This is a genomic window from Terrisphaera buseokensis (genome assembly GCF_047521145.2).
Taxonomy (GTDB): Bacteria; Verrucomicrobiota; Verrucomicrobiia; order Opitutales; family Opitutaceae; genus ER46.
The window spans coordinates 4,668,902-4,684,730 of sequence record NZ_CM134186.1 but is presented as its reverse complement, the minus strand read 5'-3'; the positions used below and the strand labels follow the sequence as shown (position 1 = coordinate 4,684,730).

Genomic DNA, 15,829 nt, shown 5'->3' with positions numbered 1-15,829 from the left:
CGCTCTCGTCCTGAATTTGCTCCGCGATGCCCATGGCCCGGAGCAACCCACGCCCTCAACGTCACCGCGTCGCGACCCCGCGCGCCGCTTCTGCGCCAAAAGCCGGCCGCGCGCTCATCGTGATCGATGACGTCCCGTTGAAGCGGGTCGCGTGGGCGGAATTGCAGGAGGCCCGACGGCGTCACGACAAGGCGGCGCGCGATCTCCACCGCCACGAGCAAGTGGACGTCCCCGCCTACGACACGTGGCTGCATCGCACTTTCCCGACCTTCGTCACCCGCCTGCGGGAACTGCACCAGGATGTGTTTACCAAGGGGCGGCGCGTCGAACAGGCGGCAGCGATCGCAGAGATGACCGGACGGCCGGCGCGGAAAATCTGGCGCGAGCTCAGGGAAGAGGAAGCCAACCCGCGGCCGCCCGAAGCGGAGACGGGCAGGGAAGGGGCAAAGGGGCGTCGCGATCCTTTTGGGAACGACGACGATTTCTTCGAGGATGAAGCCGACGCGGCGGGCGATTTCGGCGCGGACCCGGACGACCGGTTCGATCCGATCCGGCCGGCGTCCACCCGGCCCAGCCCGGGGACGGACGCGCGTGACGTTTACCGCCGGTTGGTGCAACGGCTCCACCCTGATCGCGGAGGCGAATGGACCGCGGCGCGCCAGCGGCTGTGGCACGAGATCCAGCAGGCGTGGAGCGCCGGCGACGCCGACTGGCTGATGCGCTTGGAAGTGGAATGGGAAGCGGTCCATGACGTGCTCAGTGCCGGGTCACCGCTCAGCCGGCTGCGGGCCGCGATCGCCGAGTTTCACGCCGCCCGGCGCGACACGGAGAGCAAGCTGCGCGACTACCGGGACGCGCCGGCCTGGCGCTTCACCTTGTCAGAGAAAAAGCGCGACCAGCTCCATCGGCGCACCGCGACGCACTTCCACCACGACATCGATTTCCTCGAGCGGCAGCTCGCCTACCTCGATGCGACGATTGCGAGCTGGGAAAAATCACCGCGCCCCCGGCGCCGGTCGCGTTGGGCGTCCACCGACGCCGATTTCGATGACTGATGCGTCGCAGCGGGGAAGTGCCCGCGCGACATTAGGCGTTTACATCGGATCGCTGCACTCGCGAGATACGGACCTATCCCAGACATGCGCGACCCGTGGTCAGGCAAGGTGGACGTCGCGGTCCTCACCGCATGAGGGTCGCGGCTCATTCCGACTCGGCCCCAACGCCGGGCGCTCGTCGCCCGCTGCACCGGTTCCTGACGGCGTTGGTCTGGGTGTTGCCGATTGTCGCGCTGGCTGTGGGCGGCTTCTGGGATCTGTTCACGACCTTCAAGTTTCACGACGACGAAGGTTACGTGCTGTATTCACTCCACCACTTCGCGGCCGGTGGCGCGCTCTACACCGAGGTCTACAGCCAGTACGGTCCGTTCTTCTTCCTCTTCAACGACACACTGCACCGCCTGCTCGGCTTCGAGTTCACGCATGACGCGAGCCGCGGCCTGACGCTGCTGTATTGGGTGAGCGCGGCCGTGCTCGGAGCCGCCACGGTGCACCGGCATGCCCGCGCCGCGTTTCCCTGGGTCGTCTTCGCCGCGATGGGAACGTTCGTGCACCTCCGGCAAATGACCTTCGAGCCGATGCATCCCGGCGGCTTCATTGCGTTCGTGGTGGCCGGCGCGGCGTGGTCGGGCGCCAACGCCGTCGCGGCGCAGCAGGCGCGCAAGCTGGCGCTCGTGATCGGCATTGCCGGCGCGGTCCTGGTGTTCACCAAGATCAACGTCGGCGTGCTCTTGCTCGCGTCATCGGCGGCGTGGCTGTTGTTGCAGGTGAACGTCCGCGGCTGGACCCGCCTCGCGCAGGTTTTTGGGGTCGGCATCCTTGGCTTGGTTCCGTGGGTGCTGATGCGGCCGCTGCTGGGCGACGCGTGGGTCGTGACGTTTGCAGTCGTGGTGGCGAGTGCGGGGTTGGGCATGGTGTTGGTGACGCGGTCGACGGCGACGCCGTGGTTTCCTCCCGGCAAAGGGGCGTGGCTGATCGGCAGCTTCGGTCTCATCGCGGTCGTCGTCGTGGCAATGTTGGCGGCGCGCGGCACCGGGTTGACGGCGATGATCGATGGCATGCTGCTCGCGCCGCTCCGTCATCCCACGATCTTTTCGTTGCCGTTGGCCTGGCTGCCGGGCGCCGGAGTTCTCGCGGTGATTTCGCTGGGGCTGGGCATCGCAACTCTCGTCACGGCGTGGCGGGGAACGCCGTGGTTCGCGCCGGCCGTGGCCGCGCTGCGACTCGTCGCCGCCATTGCCACCGCGGTGACCTGGCTGCTCCCGTCGCCATTTGCCGCGCCGATCTTCGCGCTGAGTTACGGACTCCCGCTGCTCTGGCTGCTCGTCATTCCGCTGCGCACCGACGCTCAGGCCGCGACCGAAGCCCGGGTGCGCAGCTGGCTCGCAGGTTTGTTGGTGCTCCAGTCGTTGCACGCGTATCCGGTCGCGGGCAGTCAGCTGGGGTGGGGCACGTTTCTCTGGGTGCCGCTGCTGACCATGGCGTGCGTCGAAGCGGCCTCCGTGCTGAGCGAGTCGACGCGGCGGTGGCTGGGCGCGGCCGCGCTAATCGCCGCGTTGGGTGCGCTGCAAACCGTCGTGCTCACGCCCCTGCAACGCTGGCGCGACGGCGAGTCCCTCGGCTTGCCGGGAGCTAGCCTCTTGCGATTGCCGGGCGTCACGGCGGCCGGACTGCGCATGCTTTCGCTTAACGCCGCGACGCACAGCGACACGCTTTTCAGCCTGCCGGGACTTTACAGCTTCAACCTGTGGACCGGCCGTCCGACTCCGAACGGCATCAATGCCACGCTCTGGTTCTCGTTGCTCTCGCTCACCCGGCAGAACGAGATCCTGCAGCGGTTGAAATCGGATCCGCGCGCCGCCGTGATTGTGGAGCGCGTGCTCCTCACCTTCGACAACGCGACGCACGCGCCCTTCAGTCCGTTGCGCTCCTATCTCGAGACGGAGTTTTCTCCGGTCCTCGCCACGGGGTCCCATGAGTTCTGGGTGAAGCGCGGGCGAACGGTCGCACCGCTCTCGACGGCCGCGATCTTTCGCCGGGCCGCGAGCGCAACGGGTGCGGCCTGGCGGCTTGAGATGTCGGTCGCAAATCCGTCCCCGGTGACGATCGCCACAGTCGAGTGGATTGCCTACGCGAGCTCGGGTGCGGGCCGACGCGTACTGACGCTCACGGCGGCGAATTCGCAACTCGAGGTCACGCCGATCGTGAGCAGCGGAGCGAATGCGGGTCCGTCGGTCACGGGCAAATTTCCAATCGTGGTGCCGCCGCTGGCACGGTTGGTGATCGACACGGATGAAGCCCTCGGCGAGCTGCCCATGCCGGCGGTGGTGCGGCTGCGCGATGCCAACGGCGCGCTGGCGGCCGAGGCGGTGTTTACGCGCTAGCTTAGGCGCGGCGCGGCCAGGCCGGAGTTGATCGTGGAGCTGCCGGCCCAATCGTTGTTCGCGTCAATCCGCCGCCCCTTCATGGCTTGCAGCCGTCTACAGCGTTGGGTCGATCGCGACGGGCTCCCATTCGCGGGCGGGGATCTCTTCCAGGAACGCGCCGCTGCAAAGGCGGCACGTGCCGTCGGTCCACTGCACATACCACAGGCCCGGAATGCCGCTGAAGCGGACGATGGTGCCGGCAATGCCGGGGCTCAATTTCTGCCGGACGACCGCGCCGACGGCAAACGCGAGCGGCCATCGCAGTCGGGGTGAAGGTGAAAGTTGGGGAATGGGGTTCATCGTCGGGGTGAAGCGGGGAGCGCCATGCCGGTCGGAATGCCCGGCGCGGGAGCCAGGGCCGAAGGGCGGAAGACGGCGCTAACCGGGGCAACGCTGGGCGCGCCGCGGTGGGCGGGGAGAAGCAAGGGGGCTGAAGGGGGAGTGGGCGTGAAGGGAACACCACTCGACCGCGGGTCTTTCAACCCTCACCCGCTGACATCGCTGTCAGGTTGGCGCGACGTCGCAGTGCAGCGACGAAAGAGCAGGGGCACGTTCTCGCCGCCCGAGCGGAATGGTGCGCATTCCGACGGCGCGATTCATCGCGTGGCGATTGCGCCAACGCGGGAACGCCCGCACGCTGGTGCTCCCCGCAATAGCCTCACCTCATCCTTCACACCCCGTGCTGATGAAAACGAAAACGCGCTCCGCCCTTGTCGGCGCCTGCACCGCGATGGTGCGAAACGCCGACGACAGGAAGATCATGGAAGGGCTGCAGAGCAAGGGCGACGGACGCAGCCTGCGCGTGACGCTCATCACGCTCTTCTAACCGCACGCCCGCCCACGCTGACCGCGTGGCGCGGCGTTCGCGCGGGAGCGGCACCGGTGTGGGCACGGCGGGCCTGGGACCGCGACCGCCCTCGGTCGCAAAGGGGCGGATACGGCCGCAGACTTTTCCCGACAATCGTCATCGCCTTACCCGTGGCGGTCCGCCTTTTTTTGGGCGGCGAGTCGCTCCGCTCCACCGGCTCCCCGTCTTTCATGCTCCTGCTCCAACGTTTCGATCAGTCCCTGCTTGGCCGCGCCGAAAAACCAGCGCTCGAATTTGAGCGTCCCGGTGCGCCACGCCTGACGTTCACCTTTGGCGACTTCGAGGCGCGCTCGAACCGGCTGGCGGCGTTGCTGCGCCAGCGCGGCCTGCAACGCGGCGACCGGCTCGCGTTCTTCCTGCAGAACCGCCCCGAGGTGGTGGACCTCTGGCTCGCCGGGGTGAAGCTGGGCCTCGTGCTCGTGCCGGTGAACGTGCTCTACCGTGAGCGCGAATTGAAACACATCCTGACTGATTCCGCGCCGACCGCCGTCGTGACGTCGCAGGACATGGCGGCGTTCATTCCGGTGGGCACGGAAATCTGGGACGTGGACGCCCTGACTGCGGAGGCGGCGGCGCTGCCGGCGGAGCGCGTGGCGGAACATTGCGATCTGGATACGCCGCTCTCGCTGATCTACACGTCCGGCACGACCGGGGCCTCGAAGGGCGCCGTGCTGACGCAGCGCAATTTTGCGTCGAACGGCGAAACCCTCGCGCGCGACTGGAAGTTCACGAGCGAGGACCGGTACCTGGCGACGCTGCCGCTCTTTCACGTGCACGGCCTGGCGAACGGCCTGCACATCTGGCTGTTCAGCGGCTGCCATATGCGCCTGACCGAACGGTTCGAGCACGCGAAGGCGGCCGAGTGGTTCGAGGACTACCGGCCCACGGTGTTCTTCGGTGTACCCGCGATGTACATACGCCTGCTCGAGCTGCCGCCGCCGCAGGCGCGCGCGATCGGATCGCGGCTGCGGCTGGCGGTTTCGGGGTCCGCGCCTTTGCCCGCCGAGGTACACGAGAAATTCCGGCAGCTCTACGGCTCGGTCATCCTCGAGCGTTACGGCATGACCGAGACGCTGATGAACATCGGCAATCCCTACGACGGCGAACGGCGGCCCGGCACCGTGGGCCTGCCGCTCGCGCATGTGGCGGTGCGGATTTGCGACGAGGCCGGTAAGGACGTGGCCGACGGCACGACCGGTGAAGTCTGGGTGAAGGGGCCGAACGTCTGCGCCGGTTACTGGCGGCGGCCCGAGGCGACGGCGGCGGCGTGGTGCGACGGCTGGTTTCGCACCGGTGACATCGGCGTGCGCGCCGCGGATGGCTACATCACGCTGCAGGGGCGGCGCAGCGATCTGATCATCTCCGGCGGGTTCAATATCTACCCGCGCGAGATCGAGGAACTGCTGCTCGAGCAGCCCGGCGTGCGTGAAGCGACGGTGGTGGGGAATCCGGATCCCGTGCGCGGCGAAGTGCCGGTGGCGTATCTCGTCGTGGACTCCGCGACGTTTGACGAGACGGCGGTCAACGCCCGCTTGCGGACGCAGCTTGCGTCGTTCAAGCAGCCGCGCGCGTTTGTGCGCGTCGACGCCATTCCCCGCACTGCGCTCGGCAAGGTGCAGAAGCATCTGCTCCCGCGGTTCACCGCCGGCTCATGAGTCCCGCGACGCTTTCGCTGCTGGCGCTGCTCGCCGTCATCCTGCTCAGCCTGACGTCGCGCATCAACGTCGGCATCCTCGCCGTCGCGCTCGCGTTTCCCGTCGGCGTTTATGCGGCGGGCTGGAAACCCGACGTCGTGCTCGGGCTGTTTCCGTCCTCGCTGTTTCTCACGCTCGCCGGCGTCACGCTGCTCTTCGGCATCGCGCAGGAAAACGGCACGCTTGGCGTGCTCGCGCGCCGCGGTGTACGCGGGTGCGGCGGCACGCCGGCGTTGCTGCCGCCGCTGTTCTTCGGGCTCGCGTGCGGCCTCTCGATGATTGGACCGGGCGCGATCGCGGCGAGCGCACTGCTGGCGCCGCTGGCGATGTCGGCGGGAATCACGGCGGGCGTTCCGCCGTTTCTGATGGCCCTGATGGTCGCGAATGGCGGCAACGCCGGCAACCTGTCGCCGTTCAGCGCGGTCGGCGTGATCGTGCAGGCGCAGATGCACAAGGCGGGGTTGCCGCACAATGATTGGAGTATCTTCGCGGCGAACTTCGTCGCGCACGCCCTGGTCGCCGCGGCCGCGTATCTCCTCTTTGGCGGCATCAAGCTCCTGCGGGCGCCCCGCGTGGATCCGGGGATCGAGGATCGCACGCCGTTGGGCGGGCGCCAGTGGTTCACGCTCGGGGTGCTTGTGGTGTGGATCGCCGGGGTGGTGGTGTTCAAGATCAACCCGGGCTTGTCCGCGTTTGCCGGTGCGGCGATCCTGATCATGGCGCGCGCGGCCGAGGATCATTCCGCGGTGGCGGCGGTGCCGTGGTCGGTGCTGCTCATGGTGTCCGGCGTGAGCGTGCTCGTGGGCGTGCTCGAGAAGACCGGCGGCATGGATTTGTTTTCCTCGCTGCTGGCACGCATCGCGACGCCGGGAACGGTGAATGGCGCGATGGCGTTCGTGACGGGCCTGATCTCCACCTACAGCTCGACCTCGGGCGTGGTGTATCCGGCGTTTCTACCGATGGTGCCGGGCCTCGTGGAGAAACTCGGTGGCGGCAATCCGCTTGAAGTGGCGTTGAGCATCAATGTCGGCGCGGCCATCGTCGACGTGTCGCCGCTTTCGACGATCGGTGCGCTTTGCATTGCCGGTCTGCCCAAGGGCGGCGACGGCCCGCGGCTCTTCCGGCAGATGCTGCTTTGGGGGTTGTCGATGATTCTCGTCGGCGCACTGTTCTGTCAGCTCTTCATCCGCTTTTTTGTCCCATGAAAACGTTTATTGCCCTGGTTCTGTTGAGCGTTCTGCCGTGGTCCGCGCGGGCGGCGGACGATGCGGCCAAGCGTTGGGCGCAGTACGAGCCATCGTTCAAGGCGTTCGCGGAACTCGACCGCGCGCACCCGCCGCAGCCGGGCGGCATCCTGTTTGTGGGCAGCAGTATTTTCAGACAATGGACGACTGTACCTGAACAGATGGCACCGCTGCCCGTGTTGAATCGCGCGTTTGGTGGCTCGCGCACGGCCGATCAAGTTGCGCGCTTCGATCAGCTCATTCCCGTCTACGCCCCAAAGATCGTGGTGTATTACTGCGGCAGCAATGATCTGAAGGCCGGCACCACGCCCGAGGATCCGGCGGCGATTTTCGCCCGCTTCAAGGCGTTTTCTGAAAAGCTCCGGGCAACGCGCCCGGGAACACGGCTGGTCTTCGTGTCGAGCACGCGTTCGCCCGATCGCGTCGCGCGCTGGGAGCAGGTCGACCATTACAACGCCCTCGCCCGCGCGTACTGCGCCGCCACGCCGTATCACACCTTCATCGACCTCAATCCCGTGCTCGTCGATGGGAACGGTCATCCGCGGATCGATCTCTACGTGGCGGACAAGCTCCACTTCAAACCGGAGGCCTACGTCGAGTTCACCGCGATGATCAAGCCGGTGCTGACACGGCTGTGGGCCGAGGTGAACCCCGCCGCGCGTTAACGAGGACGCGAACGCGGCCCGGGAGCGCAGGCGTCCCGCCTGCAGCGGTTCGCGGATCGCAAACAGCAGGCCGGAGGCCTGAGCTCCCGGCTCCGGTGCGCTGGCTTATACCAATCGCTGCTTGCTTTTGGACTTCTGGATCGATCGTGGCTACGAGCGCCAGCGAGTGGCCGAACGACCACTCGCTGGCGCTCGTAGCCACGGCCAAAGTCCAAGGCAAAGAGCGATTGGTATTACATCTTCAAGGTCACCTGCAGATTGTAGCTGATCGGCTGCTTGAGCGCGAAAGTCAGGGGGACGGTTTCGCGGGCCGGGCTGCGGTAGTCGCCGCCCTTGGGGCGCAATGCCGACGCCGTCTGCGCGATCGACGAATACTGCGGGCCGCGGTCGTTGAGCAGATTGTTGATCACGAGATTGGTTTGGATCTCGCGGCGATTCTTGAAGCGAAACGTGTACGCCAGCGTCGCGGTCACGATGTAATAATCCTCCGGCGTGTACACGGGCGTGTAGGCATCCACGGTCGGATCGTCGATGGCGCGGGTGGGGTTGGCCGGATCTGCAATCGTGTCGGACCCGCGCGAGCCGATGATCTGCTTCCCGCGGTAACGCACGCCGGCGCCGACACGCAGGCCCTTGAGCCGGCCGCTTTGCATCGTGTAGTCGCCGAAGACATTCACGATCGGCTGATCCTGGCTCAGGCGTTTGCCTTCGATGATGTTTTGGCGAAACGCGACGATGTTGTTGTACGCGGTGGCCGTGGCGGTGGCGTCGGGCGAACGCTGGTTGATCGGAATCGAGAGATCCACGCTGGCGACATTGTTGGCGTCGATCAGGACGCCCGTGTCGGCGGCGATCTGCTTGAAGAGCCCGGCGTTCTTGTCGATGTAAGCCTTCACGTCGGGGTACAGGTTCGACTCGTACACCTTCGGGAAGCTCACGCTGCCGGTGAGGCGGAACGCGCGCGACGGATTGTAGACCACCTCGAATTCGAAACCGTCACCCGACCGCGTGCGGATGTCGCGATACTGCACCGGCAGCGTGCCGGCGCCGCGGATGTTGCGGCCGACCGCGCTCTGGTCGCCGACAATGTTGGCGTTGTAGAGCGTATTGAAGAAGTTGGGACCGTCCTGGGAGATCGCGCCGTTGATCTCCTTCGTCTCGTAGTAGGTGAAGTTCAGATTCAGCCGGTTCTGAAACAACTCCATGCGCAGGCCGTAGTCGGTGCCGGTGGAGATCGTCGGTTCGAGCTGCCGCGCGTCGATGCGCACGATGCCGCCGGGCGGGTTGAAGGTTTCGGCGAAATTGATCGAGGGGTTCAGCCAGTTGGTCAGATGGAGCACGGATCCGACGGAGCGCGTGATCTGGCTGCCCTGCACCGGCGAGGGATTGTAATCATCCTTGAAACGATCGTTGGCGTAGAGCGGATCGCGATCGCCGTTGGGCGCGAGCCGCGGACGAATCGCGGCTTCCTGCGGCTCGCCGATGGGATTGCCGCGGGCGTCACGCTGCCGGTACGTGAGCGAGGCGAAGTCTGCCGGCGCCGACGGACGCATGATGCGCGTCACGCCGTCCCAATCGAGCGGGTAGTCGCCCTTGTCGATCTGCTGTACCGTCCGGAAGAAATACGAGTCGTAGCGCACGGCTCCGAGCACCACGAGGCGGTTCTTGAAGAACTTCGCGTTGATGGAGCCGAGGATGTATTTGAACTTCGACGAATCGATGCGTTCGGTGTCGCGCCGCGCGATGTTCACGGCCCACAGCGGCTGAATGTCCTTCGTCACGCGGGTGTTCGGATCGACATACTTGATCGTGCCGAGCGAGAGGTCGGGAATCGGCCGGCTGAAATCATTCCAGTAGCGGCGAATCCGGACGGTCTGCAGCACCGTCGATTCCAGAAAGCCCCACAGCCGGTGGTCGTCGCCCTGCGCGACGCTGAGGTAGCGGTAGTCCTGATCTTCCTCGCCGCGGTTGATGCCGCCGAGGGTGTTGAAGGCGAAATTGCCCCAGCGGGTGTCCAGCACGTAGGCCGCGGCGCCGCGCACGTTGTTGTAGTCGAATTTTCGATTCGCGCGCATCAGCGAGCCGTCCCCGTACGCCTGCTTGAAGTGCGGGTTAGGCGCGCCGTTCGGCAACACCTGATTGATGTCGATGTAGGTGTCGTTGCTGCTGCGGTTCTGCTCGCCGTTGATGACCGCGCGCGCCCGGTTGATGTCGGCGGCGATCTCGAAGTAGAAGCTGCCGAGCCGCTGGTTGAACGTGAGCTGCAGGTCCTTGAAACGCTGCGAAAGGATCGGGGCGTCCGGCGAGATGGTGAATTCCTCGGACGGCGGACGGAAAAACGAATTCGCGACCGCCGTGGCGAAGCGGTGCTCCGGCACGCCTACGGCATGCAGGAAGGTCGCGCCGTTGCTGTTGAACGCGGGCAGCGCGCCCTGGACGAAGCCCGCGATCGGCGTGGTCGTGCTCGCGCCGCCGGCGAGCGTGATGGGATCATTCTGGTAGTTCATGATCGCGTTCGCGCCGGAGAACGGGTCGTAGACGTAGTAGTTCGCGCCGCGCCGCCCGATGCCGAGGGCGTTGGCGTTGGCCGGCAGCGTGGTCGCGCCGGCGGCGGCGTTGAACACCGTGCGGCCATCCCAGCCGGACAGGCGGTCGTCGAGCGTGGTGAAACCCGACTGGCGCGAGTTGGTGCCGTATTCACCCTCGATGCGGATTTCCGTGCCGCGATACGGTTTGAACGTGGTGGTGAGAAACGCCGCCTTGCGCTTGTCGAAATCCTTCAGCCGCCAGCCGCTGCTGTCGCCCCAGACGCCCGATGCGCGCAATGCGATCTTGTCGTTGATCGGCTGGTTGGCGTCGAAGGTCGCGCGATAATTCCGCCACGAGCCGACGCTCAGCTGGACGCTCCGCGAGGGCCGATTGGTCTGCGCGCGCTTCGTCGTCGACGAACTCACGCCGCTCAGCGATCCGTTGCCGAAGAGGATCGAGTTCGGACCGCGCCCGAAGTCGTAGCGCTCGAGATTGTAGCTGTCGCCGTTGTTGTACTGCGGAAAGAAATTCCGCTGCGGCCGCGTGTTGCCGGTGCCGCGCGTGGTGTAGTTGATCGGTGCCGCGAAGAAATTCTGCATGCCGTTGTCGACATTGAGCGTGCTGCTCGTGGTCCACTCGGCGGCGCTTTGCAGATCGGTGATGCCGAGGGCGTCGATGAAGTCGCGCGTGATCACTGAATACGCGACGGGCGTGTCGCGCAGATCACCGGCGAGACGGCCGCCCGCGAGCGAACTCGTCGCCGCGAAGCCGGTGTCACGGTCGGTGTTGACCTCAAACGGTGACAACACGACTGCGTTCGCCGGTAGGGACTTTTCGTCGGTCGGTGAGGTCGTTGGTTTCGTGGTTGCCTGCGCGAAAGCGAAAAGAGGGCTCAGGAGCCCGATGAGGACGAGCGGGCGGAGCGTCGGACGAAACCGACGCGGGGCGTGGAGGTGCATGGCAGACGGGCGGGACGAATCCCGGTGAGGCTGGGTTGGGTCGATGGCGCTGGAACGCCGGGGCGGGGTGCGTTGGTCACCGTTGAGGTTGCGGCGTGGCATTCGAGCCAATTGTGCGGCGATTCCGCCCGCGGTGTTGGGGCCGGCGCGGCGGTGGCATTTGCATTTGCGGGCTGGGGGCTCGTCGTCGATTGGTGGCGGATGCGTCCTTCCGTTGCTCCAAACTGCTCCGTGCGCCCGGCGCCCCGCGTCCGTCGCAGCGACGGCAATCGGTGGGTGCGCGCGGCGGCCTCGTCGATTCACGGCCGCGGCGCGTATGCACGGGAGTTGATTCCCGATGGCACGCGCATCATCGAGTATACCGGCGAGCGAATCACGAAAGCGGAAGCGTCGCGGCGCGAGGCGCGGCGGCTCGCGCGCCAGCGGCGGGGCGGCGACGACTGCGTGTACATCTTCGTCCTGAACCGCCGGTACGACCTCGACGGCCGCACGCGGCGCAACGTCGCCCGCCTGATCAACCACTCCTGCACGCCCAACTGCCGCGTGGAGATTGTGCGTGGCCGGATCTGGATCGTGGCCCGGCGTGAGATCGCCGCGGGCGACGAGCTGACCTTCGACTACGGCTTCAGTTTCAAAGAGTGGCCCTTGCATCCATGCCGGTGCGGGAGTCCGCGGTGCGCAGGTTTTATCGTTGCGGCGGATCAACGCTGGCGGCTGCGCCGCATCCCGTGGCGCGAGCGCGCGCGGGTCGCCGCCGAGGCGCGGAGTTTATTTGATTCTCCCGGCGGGCGCGACCCGGCAGCCTGACGGCATGCCTGTTACTCTTTCGGACATCCGGGCGGCGCAGCGTCGTATTGCGGGCGGAGTTTATTTTTCGCCGTGTCCCGAATCGATACCGCTGAGCGAGATCACGGGCGCGCGCATCGTCTGCAAGCTCGACAACCTGCAGCGCACCGGATCGTTCAAGGAACGCGGCGCCCGCAACGCGCTGCTACGTCTCACCCCCGCGCAAAAGAAACACGGGGTGATCGCCGCCAGCGCGGGCAATCACGCGCTCGGTCTTACTTATCACGGTCATCTGCTCGGCATTCCCGTGACCGTGGTGATGCCGGACTACGCGCCGCTCATCAAGATCGCCACCTGCGAGAAACTGGGTGCGCGCGTGATCGTGCAGGGACGTGATTTCACCGAGGCGCGCGCGCAGGCGGACGCCCTGTGCGCCCGGGAACATCTCACCTACATCAATGGCTTCGATGCGCCGGACGTCATCGCGGGGCAGGGCACGCTCGGCCTTGAGATCCTGCGGCAGGTGCCGGACGTCGACGCGATTCTCGTGCCGATCGGTGGCGCGGGCTTGATTGCAGGCGTGGCGCTCGCGGTGAAGGCGGTGCGGCCCCGCGTGAAAATCATCGGGATCGAAAGCACGCACACGAAGAATTTTGCCGCCGCGCTGCGGGCGGGAAAGCCGGTGACGGTCCCGCGCCGCGCCACGCTGGCGGACGGCCTCGCGCCGCTCACGGTGGGACCGACCGCATTCGCGCTCGCGCGGGGTCGCGTCGATCAGGTTATCAGTGTGGGCGAGGAGTGGATCGCGCTCGCGATTCTGCGGATGATCGAGCTGGAAAAAACCGTGGTCGAGGGCGCCGCGGCCGTGGGACTCGCGGCGCTGATGGCCGGCAAGCTGCCCGAACTCCGCGGTCGGCGCGTCGCGCTGATTCTCAGCGGGGGCAACATCGATCCACCGGTGCTCGGCCGCGTGATCAAGAAGGGCCTCGTCCACGATGGACGGCTGACGCGGTTCACCGCCACCGTCACGGATCGACCGGGTGGACTCGCTGCGCTGACGCGCGTGATCGCCGACTGCCGGGCGAGCATCCAGGACATTGTCCACGAGCGGGCGTTCGGCGGAACGGACGTCTTTGCGGTGCAGGCGGTGTGCACGGTTGAAACGCGCGATCACGCGCATGTGGCCACGCTGCATCGCGCGCTGAAGGCGGCGGGATTTTCCGTCGCAGTCCTGAACGGGCAGTGATGTCCCGGTGCGAGCGGGAAGCGGGGAAGAGCCTTGCCGAGGGTCCGTCTCCCCCCGCGATTCTGGTCGCGCAGGCCGGCTTTGCCCGGAGCGCAGGCATCGAGCTTTTCCTTTCGGGTCGTTTCTGTGTTTGGTAGGTCGCGTATGCATCCCGTTTTTCAAGTCATGCTCGGTGTTGCGGCCGGCTTCATGCTCGGATGGTGGATACGCAGTTTGCGGGGCACTCCGGGCGATCACCGGCTCGAGGGCGAGTTGCGCGAGCAGCTGCAGGCCCGGATCGCGGAGGTGAGCTCTTTGCGCGACCGGCTCGAGTCGGATCGCGCGGCCCAGCAGGAACAGATCATGGCGTCGCGCACCCGCGAGGCGGAAATGGGCGAACGCATCGCGTTCCTCAACGAACGTCTGGCCACGGAACGTCAGCAGATCGAGGCGCTGCAGCAGCGTTTCAGCCGGGATTTCGAGGCGATCTCGCACAAACTGCTCGTCGACAATGCGGCGCGTTTCAACCAGCAGTCCGCGGAGAGTCTGGATAAATTGCTGGCTCCGTTGCGCGAGAATCTCGGGCACTTCAAGGCGAGCCTCGACACGACGCGCCAGGAGGCCGCCAGTCACAGCGCGTTGTTGAAGGAGCAGGTCGGCCGGATCGGTGCCGAGGCGGCGAATCTGGCGAAGGCACTGAAGGGCGACGCCAAGGTCCTGGGGAACTGGGGCGAGAACATGCTCGAAAAGCTCCTCGAGAAATCCGGCCTGCAGCGCGATGTGCACTATCGCCGGCAACAAGGTGCCACCAGTGCGGACGGCGCGCAGCAGTTTCTGGATGTCGTGATCGATTTGCCGGAGAAGCGCCACCTGATTGTGGATTCAAAGTTGTCGCTCCGGAGTTTCGAGGAGGCGTGCAACGCTCCCGACGAGGCCGTGCGTGCTGACCTGATGGCGCGGCATGTCGACGCGACGCGGAGACATTTCCGCGATCTCGGCCGGAAGCGCTATCACGCGAGCTCCGGGATGAACGCGCCGGATTTCGTGCTCATGTACATTCCGATCGAGTCGGCGTATTTCTCGGCGATCGCGCAGGATCCCTCGTTGTTCGAGGAGGCGATGGAACTCGGAGTTGTGCTCGTTACCAACTCCACGTTGCTGCCGACGCTGCGGACGGTGGCGAATGTCTGGCGGCTGGCGGACCAGCAGAAGAATGCGATCGAGATCGCGGAGCGGGGGGGCCGGCTGCACGACAAGTTTGTCGGCTTCGTCGACGACCTGCGCAGGGTCGGGGAGGCCTTGCAGGCCGGGCGGGAGGCGTGGCAGGCGGCGAACAGCAAACTCCACACCGGTCCCGGCAACCTCGTGCGTCAGGCGGGGCAGCTGAAGACGCTCGGCGCCAAGGCGGCGAAGGACCTCCCGGAGGCGGAGAGCGTGGCCGATGACGGGTAAGCGTCGCAGCCGGGACCGGACTTGAGGTTTTTTGGTTCGGGTGCGGGTATCTCCAGTTCAGGCCCGAAAGGCCGAATACGCCTTCTTGTTCATACTCGTTGCGAAAGCGGCGGCGCGATGGGGGGCGCGTCCCGACGGCGCGTCCACGCTCCAGACCCTCCCTGGCCGCAAGAATTCAAATCCCTTCACCCCACAGGCTGCCCCGGGGCCCCGCGGATCGGGGCGGCGGGGTGCCGCGCTCTGCCTTGCCTTCGCTGCCTCGATGGTTGCGCCGACGTTCGCGGGTGCCGCCGCACCGGCCTCGTTTCCCACCGGACCTGCACCGAAGATGAGTCTGGCGGATCTCTCCCTGAAGGAACTGCTCGATGTGCAGTTCGACACCGTGTCCACCGCGTCGCGCCGCAGCCAGCGCCTCTGGGAGGCCCCTGCCTCCGTCAGCATCGTGACCCGCGAGGAAATCGCTGTATTCGGATACCGGACACTCGCCGACGCGCTGGGCAGCACGCCCGGCGTCTACACGACCGACGACCGTTACTACACTTACCTTGGGATGCGCGGCTTCAGCCGGCCCGGCGACTACAACTCGCGGGTGCTCCTGCTCGTCGACGGCAGCCGGGTTAACGACAATCTCTACGACTCGGGTTGGGTGGGGCACGAGTCGCCGGTCGACGTCGACAACATCGAGCGGGTCGAGGTGATCCGCGGCCCGTCCTCGTCGCTTTACGGCAGCAGCGCCTTTTTCGGCACCGTCAACGTGATCAGCCGGCGCGGCGGTTCGCTGAACGGTGTCGAGACCACGGCGGAGGCGGGGAATTTCGGCAGCTACCGCACCCGCACCGCGGCCGGGTACAGGTACAAGTCAGGTTTCGAGTTCTTCGCGGCGGCTTCGTACTTTGAGACGCGCGGGCAGGACCGGCTTTATTACG

11 protein-coding genes and 1 pseudogene are annotated in these 15,829 nt (G+C 66.3%); 10 read left to right on the top strand and 2 right to left on the bottom strand.

What is annotated here, in order from left to right; genetic code table 11:
* The first annotated feature begins 119 nt into the window (after nucleotides 1-119).
* Together ACLJEU_RS17645 and ACLJEU_RS17640 are read left to right on the top strand one after the other, a co-directional pair.
* Complete coding sequence (locus tag ACLJEU_RS17645; RefSeq protein ID WP_414660194.1) at nucleotides 120-1,055, top strand: hypothetical protein; 936 nt, start codon at nucleotides 120-122, stop codon at nucleotides 1,053-1,055.
* Between the two features lie 131 nt (nucleotides 1,056-1,186).
* Nucleotides 1,187-3,439 (top strand): hypothetical protein, encoded by a 2,253-nt coding sequence (locus ACLJEU_RS17640; RefSeq protein ID WP_414660195.1) that lies wholly within the window; start codon nucleotides 1,187-1,189, stop codon nucleotides 3,437-3,439.
* A 96-nt stretch (nucleotides 3,440-3,535) separates the two neighbouring features.
* On the opposite strand, the gene ACLJEU_RS17635 is transcribed toward ACLJEU_RS17640, so the two are convergent.
* Nucleotides 3,536-3,781 (bottom strand): hypothetical protein, encoded by a 246-nt coding sequence (locus ACLJEU_RS17635; RefSeq protein WP_414660196.1) that lies wholly within the window; start codon nucleotides 3,779-3,781, stop codon nucleotides 3,536-3,538.
* Between the two features lie 385 nt (nucleotides 3,782-4,166).
* On the opposite strand from ACLJEU_RS17635, the gene ACLJEU_RS17630 reads away from it, so the two are divergent.
* From ACLJEU_RS17630 to ACLJEU_RS17615, 4 genes are all read left to right on the top strand, one after another.
* Complete coding sequence (locus tag ACLJEU_RS17630; RefSeq protein WP_414660197.1) at nucleotides 4,167-4,307, top strand: hypothetical protein; 141 nt, start codon at nucleotides 4,167-4,169, stop codon at nucleotides 4,305-4,307.
* Nucleotides 4,308-4,519: 212 nt separating this feature from the next.
* Nucleotides 4,520-6,004 carry a class I adenylate-forming enzyme family protein gene (locus ACLJEU_RS17625; protein WP_414660198.1) on the top strand — a complete coding sequence of 495 codons (1,485 nt, stop codon included), beginning with the start codon at nucleotides 4,520-4,522 and terminating at the stop codon, nucleotides 6,002-6,004.
* Nucleotides 6,001-7,248 carry an SLC13 family permease gene (locus ACLJEU_RS17620; protein WP_414660199.1) on the top strand — a complete coding sequence of 416 codons (1,248 nt, stop codon included), beginning with the start codon at nucleotides 6,001-6,003 and terminating at the stop codon, nucleotides 7,246-7,248. The genes ACLJEU_RS17625 and ACLJEU_RS17620 overlap by 4 nt, the downstream gene beginning before the upstream one ends.
* Nucleotides 7,245-7,952 carry a GDSL-type esterase/lipase family protein gene (locus tag ACLJEU_RS17615; RefSeq protein ID WP_414660200.1) on the top strand — a complete coding sequence of 236 codons (708 nt, stop codon included), beginning with the start codon at nucleotides 7,245-7,247 and terminating at the stop codon, nucleotides 7,950-7,952. The genes ACLJEU_RS17620 and ACLJEU_RS17615 overlap by 4 nt, the downstream gene beginning before the upstream one ends.
* 233 nt (nucleotides 7,953-8,185) lie before the next feature.
* Here ACLJEU_RS17615 and ACLJEU_RS17610 read toward each other — a convergent pair whose 3' ends face one another.
* Nucleotides 8,186-11,440 (bottom strand): TonB-dependent receptor plug domain-containing protein, encoded by a 3,255-nt coding sequence (locus ACLJEU_RS17610; RefSeq protein ID WP_414660201.1) that lies wholly within the window; start codon nucleotides 11,438-11,440, stop codon nucleotides 8,186-8,188.
* Nucleotides 11,441-11,671: 231 nt separating this feature from the next.
* Here ACLJEU_RS17610 and ACLJEU_RS17605 point away from each other — a divergent pair, with 231 nt between their 5' ends.
* The 4 genes and pseudogenes from ACLJEU_RS17605 to ACLJEU_RS17590 all read left to right on the top strand — a co-directional run.
* Nucleotides 11,672-12,247 (top strand): SET domain-containing protein, encoded by a 576-nt coding sequence (locus tag ACLJEU_RS17605; RefSeq protein ID WP_414660202.1) that lies wholly within the window; start codon nucleotides 11,672-11,674, stop codon nucleotides 12,245-12,247.
* A gap of 4 nt (nucleotides 12,248-12,251) precedes the next feature.
* The gene (gene ilvA / locus ACLJEU_RS17600; RefSeq protein WP_414660203.1) at nucleotides 12,252-13,472 is read left to right on the top strand and encodes a threonine ammonia-lyase; all 1,221 of its coding nucleotides are present in this window, start codon (nucleotides 12,252-12,254) and stop codon (nucleotides 13,470-13,472) included.
* A 144-nt stretch (nucleotides 13,473-13,616) separates the two neighbouring features.
* Nucleotides 13,617-14,903 (top strand): DNA recombination protein RmuC, encoded by a 1,287-nt coding sequence (locus ACLJEU_RS17595; protein ID WP_457795270.1) that lies wholly within the window; start codon nucleotides 13,617-13,619, stop codon nucleotides 14,901-14,903.
* A 262-nt stretch (nucleotides 14,904-15,165) separates the two neighbouring features.
* Nucleotides 15,166-15,639, top strand: a pseudogene (locus ACLJEU_RS17590) (TonB-dependent receptor plug domain-containing protein); the annotation flags it as partial.
* Between the last annotated feature and the right edge of the window lie 190 nt (nucleotides 15,640-15,829).